The organism is Atlantibacter sp. MEI4A-1023 (assembly GCF_056155425.1).
In genome coordinates this window covers 3,214,038-3,227,823 of sequence record NZ_CM149568.1, presented here as the reverse complement: position 1 = coordinate 3,227,823, position 13,786 = coordinate 3,214,038, and the positions used below count along the sequence as shown (strand labels likewise).

Here is a 13,786-nt window from a genome sequence, read left to right as displayed (position 1 = left end):
TTGTAACCGCGATCAAATCCTGAAAATATAATCCCCGTTCACGCATTTCCGCTAAAGACATTCCCCTTCGTAATGCTATCTTTCACTACATCTACTTTATTGTAACTTTTACTTAACATCTGCCGGGGCTCGCCCGTTCCGCGAAAACTGGCACAGGAAGTGCAATGCAAAGTAGCAACACAACAATATAAACAACACAAAGAAAACCACTTGAGGGTAACGTATGAAGAAGAAGGCTATTGCACTGTCATTGCTGCTGGGGCTCTCCGTGGCGTCCAGCGCGTTCGCCGCGCTACCGCAGACGGTTCGTATTGGGACGGACGCCACCTACGCACCATTCTCTTCTAAAGACGCCAAAGGCGATTTCGTGGGTTTCGATATCGATCTCGGTAATGAGATGTGCAAGCGCATGGCGGTGAAATGTACTTGGGTGGGCAGCGATTTCGACTCGTTGATCCCGTCGCTGAAAGCCAAAAAAATCGACGCGATTATCTCTTCGTTATCGATTACTGAAAAACGCCAGCAGGAAATCGCCTTCTCAGAAAAACTGTACGCGGCGGATTCCCGCCTGATCGCCTCCAAAGGCTCGCCGATCCAGCCTACCATCGAGTCGCTGAAAGGCAAGCACGTCGGTGTGTTGCAGGGCTCTACCCAGGAAGGGTTTGCCAACGATAACTGGCGTAACAAAGGCGTCGATGTGGTGGCGTACCAGAACCAGGATTTGATCTACTCCGACCTGGCAGCAGGCCGCCTTGATGCCGCGTTCCAGGATGAAGTCGCCGCCAGCGAAGGTTTCCTGAAGCAGCCAGCGGGTAAAGAGTTCGCGTTTGCCGGCCCGTCAGTGAAAGATAAAAAATACTTTGGCGATGGCACCGGTATCGGCCTGCGCCAGAGCGACACCGAGCTGAAAGCAGCCTTTGATAAAGCCTTTGATGAGCTGCGTAAAGACGGCACTTACGACAAAATGGCGAAGAAATACTTCGACTTTAACGTCTACGGTGACTAATACGGACGCGCCCGGTTCGCCCGGGCGCGGCTTTTGGTAACGGTCATTCCATAGCGCCTCACTTTTTTGGTGCAATTTACCGACGATGTTGCGTTATGGTGCATACAGCGCACTGTTTTAGCGCGTCGAGTGAATAATTAAGCATCGTAAGCGAAAAAAATCCGCGTGGGCGGGCATATTTTTTTGCCTAAATGCGCATAACAGTGGCACGATACGTGCTGTCTCGATGTTTAGAGCACTACAACACAAAAAGACAACTCACCGAGGATTGCTATGAAAAAGTTGGTGTTATCCCTTTCTCTGGTACTGGCGTTTTCCAGTGTTTCCACCGCGTTCGCCGCGATTCCAAAAAATCTCCGTATCGGCACCGATCCCACTTATGCACCCTTCGAATCGAAGAATGCGCAGGGAGAATTAGTCGGTTTTGATATCGATTTGGCGAAAGAGCTGTGTAAACGCATCCAGACCCAATGTACCTTCGTTGAAAACCCGCTGGATGCGCTGATCCCGTCTTTGAAAGCGAAAAAAATCGACGCCATTATGTCGTCGCTTTCCATCACCGAAAAACGTCAGCAGGAAATCGCATTCACCGACAAACTCTACGCGGCGGATTCCCGTCTGGTGGTGGCAAAAGATTCTGATATTGAACCGAATCTTGAGAAGCTGAAAGGCAAACGCGTCGGCGTATTGCAGGGCACCACCCAGGAAACCTACGGCAACGTGCACTGGGCACCAAAAGGCGTAGAAATCGTTTCCTATCAGGGCCAGGACAATATCTATTCTGACCTGACCGCAGGTCGTATCCAGGCCGCGTTCCAGGATGAAGTCGCCGCCAGCGAAGGTTTCCTGAAACAGCCTATCGGTAAAGATTACAAATTCGGCGGCCCGTCCATCAAAGACGAGAAGCTGTTCGGCGTCGGCACCGGCATGGGTATTCGTAAAGAAGACAACGAACTGCGTGAAGCGCTGAACAAAGCATTTGCTGAAATGCGTGCCGATGGCACCTACGAAAAACTGGCTAAGAAATACTTCGACTTTGACGTGTACGGCGGTTAATCGCCACATAGAGTTGCCGCGCCCCGGCTAGCCGGGGCGTTATAAGGGTTAACCCGTCAGGCGCTCATTTAAGACAGATATTGATCACAGGATAAGCACCATGCTGTATGGGTTTTCACAAGTCATCTTACAAGGGGCTATCGTCACGCTTGAACTGGCGCTGAGCTCCGTTATCCTGGCAGTTCTCATTGGCCTGGTGGGCGCGGCGGGAAAGCTGTCACGCAACCGCGCGCTGGGGCTGCTGTTTGAAGCCTATACCACGCTGATCCGCGGCGTTCCCGATCTCGTTTTGATGTTGCTCATTTTCTACGGGCTGCAAATCGCCCTGAATACCGTGACCGACGCGCTGGGCCTGGCGCAGTTTGATATCGATCCGATGGTCGCGGGTATCATCACGCTGGGATTTATCTACGGTGCTTACTTCACCGAAACCTTTCGCGGCGCGTTTATGGCGGTGCCGAAAGGGCATATCGAAGCCGCTACCGCCTTTGGATTCACCAATGCGCAAACCTTCCGCCGCGTTCTGTTCCCCGCGATGATGCGCTTTGCGCTGCCGGGGATCGGCAATAACTGGCAGGTTATCCTCAAAGCCACCGCGCTGGTCTCGCTGCTGGGACTGGAAGATGTGGTCAAGGCCACGCAGCTCGCCGGTAAAAGTACCTGGGAGCCGTTCTACTTTGCCGTGGTCTGCGGTGTGATTTATTTAGTGTTTACCACCGTTTCCAACGGCGTGCTGCTGCTGCTGGAGCGCCGTTATACGGTGGGTGTAAAGAGGGCTGACCTGTGATTGAAATTATTCAGGAATACTGGAAATCCCTGCTGTGGACCGACGGTTACCGTTTTACCGGGGTGGCGATCACCCTGTGGCTGTTAATTTCTTCGGTAGTCATGGGCGGCATCCTGGCGGTGTTTCTCGCTATTGGCCGCGTCTCCAGCAATAAATTTATCCAGTTCCCCATCTGGTTGTTTACCTATATCTTCCGCGGTACGCCGCTGTACGTGCAGTTGCTGGTATTTTACTCCGGCATGTACACTCTGGAAGTGGTTAAAGGCACCGAACTGCTGAACGCCTTTTTCCGCAGCGGCCTGAACTGTACCGTGCTGGCATTGACGCTCAATACCTGCGCCTATACCACCGAGATTTTCGCCGGGGCGATTCGTTCGGTACCCCATGGCGAAATCGAAGCGGCGCGCGCCTATGGCTTCTCGCGTTTTAAAATGTACCGCTGCATTATTCTGCCTTCGGCGCTGCGTATCGCGCTGCCGGCCTACAGCAATGAAGTGATTTTGATGCTGCACTCCACGGCGCTGGCGTTTACCGCCACCGTGCCGGATCTGCTGAAAATCGCCCGTGATATTAACTCGGCGACCTATCAGCCGTTTACCGCCTTCGGTATTGCGGCGGTGCTCTATCTCATGATTTCTTATGTCCTGATAAGCCTGTTCCGCCGCGCGGAGAGACGCTGGTTAGGGCATGTTAAACCTGCTTCAACGCACTGAGTGGCCCACGAATGTCTGACAATAAATTAAACGTTACCGACCTGCACAAACGCTACGGCGAACATGAAGTGCTTAAAGGGGTCTCGCTTAAGGCCAATGCCGGAGATGTGATTAGCATCATCGGCTCCTCAGGCTCGGGGAAAAGCACCTTTTTACGCTGCATCAACTTCCTCGAAAAACCGAGCGAAGGCACCATTGTGGTGAATAACCAGAATATCGGCCTGGTGCGCGATAAAGACGGCCAGTTGAAGGTGGCGGATAAAAACCAGCTGCGCCTGTTGCGTACCCGTTTGACCATGGTATTTCAGCACTTCAACCTGTGGAGCCATATGACGGTACTGGAAAACGTCATGGAAGCCCCGGTGCAGGTGCTGGGATTAAGCAAGCAGGAAGCCCGCGAGCGCGCGGTGAAATACCTTGAGAAAGTGGGCATCGACGCTCGCGCCCAGGGGAAATACCCAGTGCACCTTTCCGGCGGCCAGCAGCAGCGCGTTTCCATCGCCCGTGCGTTAGCCATGGAGCCGGAAGTGTTGCTGTTTGATGAGCCAACCTCGGCGCTGGACCCGGAACTGGTGGGCGAAGTGTTGCGCATCATGCAGAAGCTGGCGGAAGAGGGCAAAACCATGGTGGTGGTTACCCACGAAATGGAGTTTGCCCGCCACGTCTCCAGCCATGTGATTTTCCTGCATCAGGGGAAAATCGAAGAAGAGGGCGCGCCGGACGAGCTGTTTAACAACCCGCGAAGCCCGCGTTTGCAGCAGTTCCTGAAAGGATCGCTGAAGTAACTCTGGTCACTCAACGGGAAAGGCCGTATCTGGCGCTTTCCCGTTCACGCGCTATTCGTCCAGCAGCCTGAGCGCGCTGGCTTCGTCGGTCACTAACCCGGAAACCCAGCCGCCGCGCAGCGCCGCCCGGATGGCGGGATATTTTTTTTCCCCACCCGCAAAGCCAATGATCGGACGCGTGGTATGGCTTTCCAGCGGCACGCTGGTTAACAGCGCATCCAGTTCGCTGATGATGCGCTCGCCGTTATGATCGAAAAAATGGCCCAGCATTTCACCCGCCACGCCGCGTTTTTCCAGACGGTGTACCTGCTCGTCGGTGATAAATCCTTCCGCATTCAGCGGGCAGCCGACTGAGACGTCACCGATGCCGAGAAAAGCGACGTGGGCATCCAGCGCCCGTGCGGCGACGCGCTGATAAACCTGATGCTGGCACCACATTTTTTTATCCTCCGGGTTATCCGCATACAGCGGCGCGGGGATGAAAAAATATTTGCCCTGCATCTTTTCCGCCATGCGCAGCGGGACGTCATAGCGGGTGCCGGAGTCGTCGCGCGCGATGGCCCCAATCATCGAAACGCAGTGATGCTGTGGCCGTTCGCTCCAGGGCAGGGCGTCAATGATCGCCCGCAGCGTTTTGCCGGAACCGACGCCAAACACCTGCGGCTGCTCGTCAGCGATATATTGCGACATCACCTCCGCGCCTTCGACCGCCAGCATCTGCTGAATAGCCTCGTTATCCAGCGAGGCGGACGGCACTACCCGACACAGCGACAGACCGTATTTTTCCTGTAGCGCCGCCGCCAGCTTCAGGCAGTGCGTGACGGGATGGGCGATTTTCACGCTCACCATACCCTGTTCGCGCGCCGAGGAGATCAGGCGTTGCGCCACCTGCCTGGATAATCCCAGGGTTTTGGCAATCTCCTGCTGAGTCAGCCCTGCCACGTAATACATCCATGCCGCCCGCGCAGCCTGTTCCTGTTTTTTCTCTTCTCTGCTCATAGCGTAATCCCTGATTCAACTGTGTGTAGTGTATCGCGCCCGCGCACATATCAAAAATGGGCAATTGCTATTGAGTTGGGCAAAAGCTTTGTTTTGTGACACGACTCCCGGAATGGATCGCGTAATGGCGACTACCATACTTAAAACGGGCAAATGCTCATTAATTTGGCAAATACTCATTCCGAGGTGTGTATGAATAATCAAAGCGTGTGGATGCATATTGGTGCCGGTTCTTTTCATCGGGCTCATCAGGCGTGGTACTTACACAAACTGCGCGAGCAGGGCGACGACAGTTGGAGTATTGCGCTGGGAAATATTCGCGATGACGCCAACGCCTTGCTGACGCAACTGGACAAGCAGCAAGGCGCTTATGTGCTGGAAACCGTTTCGCCTGAGGGCGAACGCCATTACGAACACATTTCCTCCATTAAGACGGTGTTGCCGTGGGATGCGCAAATCAGCGCGCTGGTGGAACAGGGGGCAAATCCACACACTCGCGTTATCGCGTTTACCGTCACCGAAAGCGGCTATTACCTGACGCCAGAACACGAACTGGATCTGACTCAGGCGGACGTGAAGGCGGATTTAGTGGAGGGTATTCGAACCCTTTACGGCGCGCTCACCCGCATCCTGAAACGACGCGTTGAGATGGGCGGCGCGCCAGTCACCTTACTGAACTGCGATAACTTGCGTCATAACGGCGAGCGCTTTCGCCACGGTTTTCTCTCGTTCCTGAAAGCGAAGCAGGAAACGGCGCTGTATGACTGGGTGAGCGCCAATACCACCTCGCCGAATACCATGGTTGACCGCATCACACCACGCCCGACGCCGGATGTGGCGGAACGCGTCAAGGCGGCAACGGGGATTAAGGACGCCGTGTCGGTCATGGGCGAGTCGTTTATTCAGTGGGTGATTGAAGATGATTTCATCGCCGGGCGTCCGGCGCTGGAAAAGGTTGGCGTAGAGCTGGTGGATTCGGTGCTGCCCTGGGAAGAGGCCAAGATCCGCATTCTTAACGCCACCCACAGCTGCATTGCCTGGGCGGGAACACTGATTGGGCTTTCTTACATCGACGACAGTACCCGTCATCCGGTGATCCGCCAGCTGGCCTGGGAATACGTGTCTCAGGACGTGATCCCGTCTCTGACTCCGAGTCCACTTAATTTAGGCGACTATCGCGATGTGGTACTGGCGCGCTTTAGCAATCCGCATATCAAAGATACCAACCAGCGCGTCGCCGCCGACGGACTGTCAAAAATCCCCGGCATGGTGACGCCGACCTTAATTCAGTGCTACGCGCGCGGCAGTGAGCCGCAGGCCAGCGCGGTACTCCCGGCGCTGTTTTACCTGTTCCTCCAACGCTGGGCGCAGGGTGAACTGCCGTATGAATACCAGGATGGCGTCATGCAGCCTGACACTATCCGCGCGCTGTTTGCCGGTTCCGATCCGCTGAAAACTTTTACCTCGGATGAGGCGTTATTTGCAGAGCTGGCGGGTAACGACGCGTTTCATGCGCTGATGGTGCGCACCGTCGCCCGGATGCAAGCCTGGGTGAACGAAACCACCGCACAACCACTGACTGCGTAACGGGGGCGCTATGTATCTGGGAATCGATATCGGCACATCAGAACTGAAAGCACTGGTGATTAATGAGCTGGGTGAGATTGTCGCTGCGCAACATGTCGCTCTGACCGTGCAGCGCCCGCATCCCCTCTGGGCGGAACAGGACCCGCAGGCCTGGTGGCAGGCCACCTGTCAGGTTGTGGCGGCGCTGCGCCAGCAGGTGCCGGAAGCCTGGGCGGCGATCCGCGCCATTGGCCTGTCCGGCCAGATGCACGGCGCGGTGCTGCTGGACAAACAGGGTGAGGTACTGCGCCCCTGCATCCTGTGGAACGACACGCGAAGCCACCGGGAGTGTGACGACCTGCGCGAGCGCCATCCAGAAATCATGACCCTCAGCGCCAATATGATCATGCCGGGTTTTACTGCGCCGAAGCTGGCCTGGGTGGCGCGTCATGAACCGAAGATTTTTCAACAGATCGATAAAGTGCTGCTGCCGAAAGATTATCTGCGTTGGCGCTTAACCGGCGAGTTCGTGAGCGATCCCTCCGACGCGGCAGGCACGCTGTGGCTTGACGTAGCAAAACGCGACTGGTCTGACGCTTTGCTGGCGGCCACGGATTTATGCCGTGAGCAGATGCCGCGCCTGGTGGAAGGCAGCGAAGTTAGCGCCACGCTGGATGCGGCGCTGGCAACCGAATGGGGCTTAAGCGCAGACGTGGTGGTTGCCGGTGGCGGCGGCGACAACGCCACCTCGGCGGTGGGCGTTGGCGCGGTCAATCCCGGCGATGCGCTGATCTCGCTCGGCACTTCCGGGGTGATATTTGTAGTCAATGACGCGCTCCAGGCCGATCCGTCCTCCGGCGTGCACGCTTTCTGCCACGCGCTGCCTGGACGCTGGCATCAAATGAGCGTAATGCTCAGCGCCGCCAGTTGCCTGCGCTGGGTATGTAATCTGCTCGGGGTAACGGAAAGCCAGCTCATGGAAGAGATGGCGCTGTTAACCGACGAGGAGAAACAGTGCGCGCCGCTGTTCTTACCGTACCTGAGCGGCGAGCGGACGCCGCACAACGACCCCGAGGCCAGCGGCAGTTTCTTCAACTTGCGCCATGAAACTCGCCGCGCGCTGCTGGGCTATGCGGTGATTGAAGGCGTGGCATTCGGCCTTGCGGACGGCATGGATGTGCTGGGCGACGCCCGGCAGACCATCACCCGTTGCAGTCTGACCGGCGGCGGCGCGCGCAGCACGCTGTGGGCGCAGTTGATCGCCGACGTGCTCGACCTCACCGTTGTCACCCATCCGGCCAGCTCCTCGGGGGCGTTAGGCGCGGCGCGGTTAGCCTGGCTTGCCTGCGGTGCTGATGAGCAAACGGTTTGCCGTAAACCGCCCGTTCAGCACGCGTTCGAACCCGCGCGCGCGCGCCAGGGCTGGCTGGAGAAACGCCTCGCGCTGTTCCGTCTTCTGTATCAGCAACAGCGGCAGGCTCGCGCGCTCTTACCCTGATTGATGATGATAAATGCCAGGCGCGGACACCGACGCCTGGCCCCCTGTACCCTGTGAAGAGGAAGATTGTGATGCAATCGCAACAATACTGGTTTGGGTTACCCAAACATCTGCTGTGGGGTTTTATCGCTATCGCCATTTTTATGAGCGGTGATGGTTTCGAGATGGCGTTCCTGTCAAAACACATTACCGACATGGGATTCAGCCCGGCGCAGTCGGCGATGGTATTTGCCGTTTACGGTTTTGCCGCCGCGCTGGCGGCCTGGGCCTCTGGCGTCGTGGCGGAACTGATCACCCCGCAAAAAGCCATGGCAATCGGCTTTGTGCTGTGGTGCGTGATGCACGCGCTGTTTATGGCGCTGGGGCTCGGGATGCGCAATTATCCGCTGATGCTGCTGTTTTACGGTATTCGCGGCTTGGCTTATCCGCTGTTTATCTACTCGTTCATGATGATGCTGGTGCAGGTGTTGCCGCGTGAGAAACTGGCGGCAGCGACCGGCTGGTTCTGGGCAATGTACTCTGTGGGCATCGGCGTAGTCGGCAGTTATCTGCCGAGCTTTACCATTCCGATGATGGGCGAAACCGGCACGCTGTGGATGGCGATTGGCTGGGTGGCCGTGGGCGGCGTGACGGCGCTGATCAGCCTGCGCAACGTGCCGGTGGATCGCTCGCGGGTGAATCTGCCGATGAAAGAGAAAATGACCGAGCTTTCCCGGGCGGTGACGATCCTGTTTACCAACCGGGATGTGTTCTACGCATGTCTTATCCGCATTATCAACACGCTGTCGCTGTTCGGTTTCGCGATTGTTATGCCGCTGCTGTTTGTCGATCGTCTCGGTTTTACCATTTCGGAATGGCTGCAAATCTGGGCGGTGTTCTTCTTCGTCACCATCTTCACCAATATCTTTTGGGGAATTATGGGCGAGTATATCGGCTGGATCCGCCAGGTACGTTGGTTCGGCTGTCTGGGCATGGCGATCGCCAGCCTGTCGTTTTACTATCTGCCAATGTGGGCGGGCCACAATTTTGCGATAGCGCTGATCCCGGCGGTGCTGCTGGGGATTTTCGTCGCCGCCTTTGTGCCGATGACGGCGGTGTTTCCTACGCTTGAGCCGCATCATAAAGGCGCGGCGGTTTCAATTTATAACCTGTCGGCTGGCATGAGTAACTTTGTCGCACCCGCCATTGCGTCGCTGATCCTACCGTTTTTCGATATTGTCGGCGTGGTGTGGGCGTACACCGGTTTGTATCTGTTCGCTGGCGTGTTGACCTTTATCATCAAGGTGCCGCAGCCCAAACGGGCCGCGAAAGCGGTGGATGCCTCAGACGGCTATTCACAACAGCGTATTTAACATTAAGGGCCGCAATAGCGGCCCTTGTTATTTACCGCACCACGTCATGTAGCGCTTCTTCTAAATCGAACCAGCGAAAGCCAAACCCGGACTCTTCCAGCCGCTTCGGCAATGCCCGTTGCCCACCGAGCACCAGTACGGCGGATTCCCCCATCATCAATTTAATGGCAGTGGCAGGGGCGCGGATAAACGCCGGACGACTCATCACATGCCCCAGGGTATGCGCGAACTGCTCGTTGCGTACCGGATACGGCGACACCATATTGAACGGCCCGCGCAGGTCGTTATTCAGCAGCCAGAGAATGCCGTTCACCATGTCATCGACGTGGATCCAGGCCAGATACTGACGCCCGTTGCCCATCGGCCCCCCCAAACCGGTGCGGAACAGCGGCACAATTTTCCCCAGCATCCCGCCCTCCGGGGCGAACACCGCGCCGGTGCGCAGCAGGCAGACGCGGGTTTTATCGCTTTGCGCCTGGCTGGCGATTTGCTCCCATTTGGCGCACAGCTTGTGGGTAAATTCGTTATGCGGCGGTTCATCTTCCGTCACCACCACTTCGCCGAGGTCGCCGTAATAGCCGGTGGCTGACCCGGAAATCAGTACCGAGGGTGGGTTATCGCTGGCTTTGATCAACGTAACCAGGCGCTGGGTAATTTGCCAGCGGCTCTGGCACAGCCGCTGTTTCTGCGCCGCCGTCCAGCGCTTATCAGCAATGGGCTCGCCCGCCAGGTTAATCACGGCGTCGAACTCATCTAAATCCTGCGCGTCGGACAGCCCTTTCCAGACGTTAACCCGTTGATCGAGCCGGGAGCGCGCTTTTTCCGGGTCGCGCGTCACTACCGTCACGTTATGCCCCAGCACCAACAGCCGTGGCACCAGATGGCGGCCAATCAGGCCAGTGCCGCCGGTAACCAGAATATTCATGCAACCTCCCGGTTGCGCTTAGCGCCGCCAGCTCATGGTCATCGACACCGAGTCGGCATAGCGTAGCGCGTGAAGTTTATCGATCTCCACTTCAGCATAGGTGACCCAGTGATGTTCCCGTACGATATCGAGCACATCCTGAGTTAATTTTTCGAGCAAAGAGAACCGGTTATTCTCGACGTGCTGAATGATGGCTTTGGTAATAGTGCGATAATTTAATGCGTCCTGAATGTCTTCGCTGGTCCGCGCACGATCGGCGGGGTAGTGGATCGCCGCATTGATAACAATATCTTGCCGGTTGGCGATCTCTTCTTCCTTGATGCCAATAAAAGCGCGCAGGCGTAAATTTTTGATGCGGATGATGGCGTCCGGCTGTGACATGAAACTCTCTCCATAAGGGTTATGCCTCGCTATCATACCTTGCCGCGACCGTCTCGCCCACGCGCGCTGCGCCAGACTTAGACCACCTCCGCTTTTTTCCACGCCGCCAGGGTTGCGGGCCGGTTGCGAATGCGCTCGAACCAGTTGCTCACCGCCGGATAGTTCTCCAGCGGGATGCGCTGGCGCTCATGCGACGCTACCCACGGATAGGTCGCGATATCGGCAATGCTGTAATGGCTGCCGCCCAGCCAGGGGGATTTTTCCAGCCGTTTATTCAGCACGCCGTACAGACGTTGAGTTTCGACCTGGTAGCGCTCAATAGCGTAGGGCACCGGCTGCGGGGCGAAATGGTTGAAGTGGTGATTCTGGCCGAGCATCGGGCCAAACCCTGCTACTTGCCAGAACAGCCACTGTAGCGTGGCTTCCCGCTCGCGCAGCTCACCGCTCAGGAACTTGCCGGTTTTCTCGGCGAGGTACAGCAAAATCGCCCCGGATTCGAACAGGCTCAGCGGCGCGCCGCCGTCCACGGGATCGTGGTCGACAATGGCCGGGATTTTATTGTTAGGCGAAATCGCCAGAAACTCCGGGCGAAACTGCTCGCCCTTGCCGATATCCACGCGATGAAGCCGGTATTCCAGGCCCGCTTCCTCCAGAAAAAGGGTGATTTTGTGGCCGTTTGGCGTTGGGGCATAAAACAGATCGATCATAACCGCTCCCGAAATGACGTCATGAATGGCTCAACTAAAAAGTATAGTGAGTACAGGCATTTTCATCAGATGACAGACAGGGATTTCCAGGATAGTTTTTTGTTAAACGTCCAGAAGATGCGAGGAATTATGAGCCAGCCCGTGATAACACTTTGGTCCGATGCAAATTATTTCAGCCCGTACGTCATGTCTGTTTATGTCGCCCTGAAGGAAAAAGGGCTGAACTTCACCCTGAAAACCGTCGATCTGGATAGCGGACAGCACCAACAGGTCGACTGGCAGGGCTTCAACCTGACCCGGCGGGTGCCGTTGCTGGAGATTGACGGCTTTCTGCTTAGCGAGTCTTCCGCCATTGATGAGTATCTCGACGAGCGTTTTGCGCCTCCTGTATGGGAGCGTATTTATCCGCACGACCGGGAAAAACGCGCCCAGGCGCGCCAGGTGCAGGCTTGGCTGCGTAGCGATCTGATGCCGATCCGCGAAGAGCGCCCTACCGATGTGGTGTTTGCGGGCGCTAAGCGCTCTCCGCTCACCCCGGCAGGGCAGCAGGCGGCGCAAAAGCTGTTCGCCATCGCCGGTTCCCTGCTGCGCGACGGGCAGCAAAACCTGTTTGGCGAGTGGTGCATTGCCGACACGGATTTGGCGCTGATGCTCAACCGACTGGTGCTGAACGGTGACGCGGTGCCGGAAGCGCTGGCGGATTACGCGACATTCCAGTGGCAGCGGGCATCGGTTCAGCGCTATGTGGCACTCTCTGCTAAGCGCGCAGGCTGATAAGCGTGGCGGGATCGGCTATTATCCTGTTACTGAATTTTGCTTAAGAGGTGAATGATGAAACTGATGTTCGCATCAGATATTCATGGTTCTCTACCCGCCACGGAACGGGTACTGGCGCTGTTTGAACAGAGCGGCGCGCGGTGGTTGATTTTACTGGGCGACCTGCTGAATCACGGCCCGCGCAATGCGTTGCCTGAAGGTTACGCGCCAGCGCAGGTCGCAGAAAAACTCAACGCTTATGCATCGCAAATTATCGCGGTGCGCGGCAACTGCGACAGCGAAGTGGACCAGATGCTGCTTAACTTCCCGATCACCGCACCCTGGCAACAGGTGTTATTGGCGGAACAGCGGCTTTTTTTAACTCACGGCCACCTCTGGCAGCCGGAGAATCTGCCACCCTTAAGTGAACGAGATGTGTTTGTTTATGGTCATACTCATATCCCTGTGGCGCAACAAGGCGAAAGCTGCCTGCTGTTCAACCCGGGTTCTGTAAGCATACCCAAAGGGGGCTTTGCCCCGAGTTATGGCATGCTGAATGATGGCGTTCTGAGCATTCAGACGCTGGATGATTGCCGGGTTATTGCGCAGATGGCAATTACCCCGTAATTTACCCACTTACTAAATATGCGCCGTGAGAGCGCTTCTCTAAAAGGTTTTCTAATGGTTGAGCAGAATCATTTGGCGGGGACGGAATGGGTCGATATTGTCAGTGAAGACAATGAAGTTATCGCCCAGTGCAGTCGTGAGCAGATGCGTGCTGAACGCCTGAGGCATCGTGCAACTTATATCGTGGTGCATGACGGGATGGGCAAAATTCTGGTGCAGCGCCGTACCGAAAACAAAGATTTCCTGCCCGGCATGCTGGATGCCACCGCAGGCGGCGTGGTGCAGTCAGAGGAAACGATGCTGGATTCTGCACGTCGCGAAGCCGAAGAGGAGTTGGGCATTGCAGGCGTGCCGTTTGCCGAGCACGGCATGTTCTATTTCGAGGATGAACATTGCCGGGTGTGGGGCGGTTTGTTTAGCTGCGTATCCCACGGGCCGTTTGCGCTTCAGGAAGAAGAAGTAAGCGAAGTAAGCTGGATGGAACCGGAAGAGATCACCGCGCGCTGCGATGAATTTACCCCGGACTCCCTGAAAGCGCTCGCGTTGTGGATGACCCGTAACGCCAAAAATGAATCGGCTAAAAAAGAGAAGCAGGAAGAGACGGAATAATTACCGCATCAGATGCCCT

15 protein-coding genes are annotated in these 13,786 nt (G+C 56.4%); 11 read left to right on the top strand and 4 right to left on the bottom strand.

What is annotated here, in order from left to right:
- Positions 1-223: 223 nt before the first annotated feature.
- From argT to hisP, 5 genes are all read left to right on the top strand, one after another.
- On the top strand, positions 224-1,006 hold the full coding sequence (argT, locus tag ACVV26_RS15370; RefSeq protein WP_474798112.1) for a lysine/arginine/ornithine ABC transporter substrate-binding protein ArgT: 783 nt from the start codon (positions 224-226) through the stop codon (positions 1,004-1,006).
- Positions 1,007-1,279: 273 nt separating this feature from the next.
- Complete coding sequence (gene hisJ, locus ACVV26_RS15365; RefSeq protein WP_312978234.1) at positions 1,280-2,062, top strand: histidine ABC transporter substrate-binding protein HisJ; 783 nt, start codon at positions 1,280-1,282, stop codon at positions 2,060-2,062.
- Between the two features lie 100 nt (positions 2,063-2,162).
- Positions 2,163-2,849, top strand: a complete 687-nt coding sequence (locus tag ACVV26_RS15360; RefSeq protein ID WP_474798111.1) for a histidine ABC transporter permease HisQ — start codon at positions 2,163-2,165, stop codon at positions 2,847-2,849.
- Positions 2,846-3,562: a histidine ABC transporter permease HisM gene (gene hisM, locus ACVV26_RS15355; RefSeq protein WP_312978238.1), complete on the top strand. Its 717-nt coding sequence runs from the start codon at positions 2,846-2,848 to the stop codon at positions 3,560-3,562. Before ACVV26_RS15360 ends, hisM begins: the two co-directional genes overlap by 4 nt.
- A gap of 11 nt (positions 3,563-3,573) precedes the next feature.
- Positions 3,574-4,347, top strand: a complete 774-nt coding sequence (hisP, locus tag ACVV26_RS15350; protein WP_474798110.1) for a histidine ABC transporter ATP-binding protein HisP — start codon at positions 3,574-3,576, stop codon at positions 4,345-4,347.
- 51 nt (positions 4,348-4,398) lie between these two features.
- Here the strand turns inward: hisP and ACVV26_RS15345 are convergent, their stop codons facing one another.
- Complete coding sequence (locus tag ACVV26_RS15345) at positions 4,399-5,346, bottom strand: sugar-binding transcriptional regulator (RefSeq protein ID WP_474798109.1); 948 nt, start codon at positions 5,344-5,346, stop codon at positions 4,399-4,401.
- 192 nt (positions 5,347-5,538) lie between these two features.
- Between ACVV26_RS15345 and dalD the strand changes: the two genes are divergently transcribed.
- The 3 genes from dalD (at position 5,539) to ACVV26_RS15330 (ending at position 9,762) form a co-directional block, all read left to right on the top strand.
- Positions 5,539-6,933, top strand: a complete 1,395-nt coding sequence (gene dalD / locus ACVV26_RS15340) for a D-arabinitol 4-dehydrogenase (RefSeq protein WP_474798108.1) — start codon at positions 5,539-5,541, stop codon at positions 6,931-6,933.
- A 10-nt stretch (positions 6,934-6,943) separates the two neighbouring features.
- Positions 6,944-8,410 carry a xylulokinase gene (gene xylB, locus ACVV26_RS15335; RefSeq protein ID WP_474798107.1) on the top strand — a complete coding sequence of 489 codons (1,467 nt, stop codon included), beginning with the start codon at positions 6,944-6,946 and terminating at the stop codon, positions 8,408-8,410.
- Positions 8,411-8,481: 71 nt separating this feature from the next.
- Positions 8,482-9,762, top strand: coding sequence for an MFS transporter (locus ACVV26_RS15330; protein ID WP_474798106.1), 1,281 nt, complete (start codon positions 8,482-8,484; stop codon positions 9,760-9,762).
- 31 nt (positions 9,763-9,793) lie between these two features.
- On the opposite strand, the gene ACVV26_RS15325 is transcribed toward ACVV26_RS15330, so the two are convergent.
- The 3 genes from ACVV26_RS15325 to yfcG form a co-directional block, all read right to left on the bottom strand.
- Complete coding sequence (locus ACVV26_RS15325) at positions 9,794-10,687, bottom strand: TIGR01777 family oxidoreductase (RefSeq protein WP_474798104.1); 894 nt, start codon at positions 10,685-10,687, stop codon at positions 9,794-9,796.
- 18 nt (positions 10,688-10,705) lie between these two features.
- Positions 10,706-11,068 carry a dihydroneopterin triphosphate 2'-epimerase gene (gene folX, locus ACVV26_RS15320; RefSeq protein ID WP_312978252.1) on the bottom strand — a complete coding sequence of 121 codons (363 nt, stop codon included), beginning with the start codon at positions 11,066-11,068 and terminating at the stop codon, positions 10,706-10,708.
- A gap of 77 nt (positions 11,069-11,145) precedes the next feature.
- Positions 11,146-11,775, bottom strand: coding sequence for a GSH-dependent disulfide bond oxidoreductase (yfcG, locus tag ACVV26_RS15315; protein WP_312978254.1), 630 nt, complete (start codon positions 11,773-11,775; stop codon positions 11,146-11,148).
- A 129-nt stretch (positions 11,776-11,904) separates the two neighbouring features.
- On the opposite strand from yfcG, the gene yfcF reads away from it, so the two are divergent.
- The 3 genes from yfcF to yfcD are packed head-to-tail and all read left to right on the top strand — an operon-like array spanning position 11,905 to position 13,767.
- Positions 11,905-12,549 carry a glutathione transferase gene (yfcF, locus tag ACVV26_RS15310; protein ID WP_474798102.1) on the top strand — a complete coding sequence of 215 codons (645 nt, stop codon included), beginning with the start codon at positions 11,905-11,907 and terminating at the stop codon, positions 12,547-12,549.
- A 57-nt stretch (positions 12,550-12,606) separates the two neighbouring features.
- Entirely contained in the window at positions 12,607-13,158 is a 552-nt protein-coding gene (yfcE, locus tag ACVV26_RS15305; RefSeq protein WP_474801867.1) for a phosphodiesterase, read from the top strand.
- Between the two features lie 54 nt (positions 13,159-13,212).
- Positions 13,213-13,767, top strand: coding sequence for an NUDIX hydrolase YfcD (yfcD, locus tag ACVV26_RS15300; protein ID WP_312978258.1), 555 nt, complete (start codon positions 13,213-13,215; stop codon positions 13,765-13,767).
- Positions 13,768-13,786: the final 19 nt, after the last annotated feature.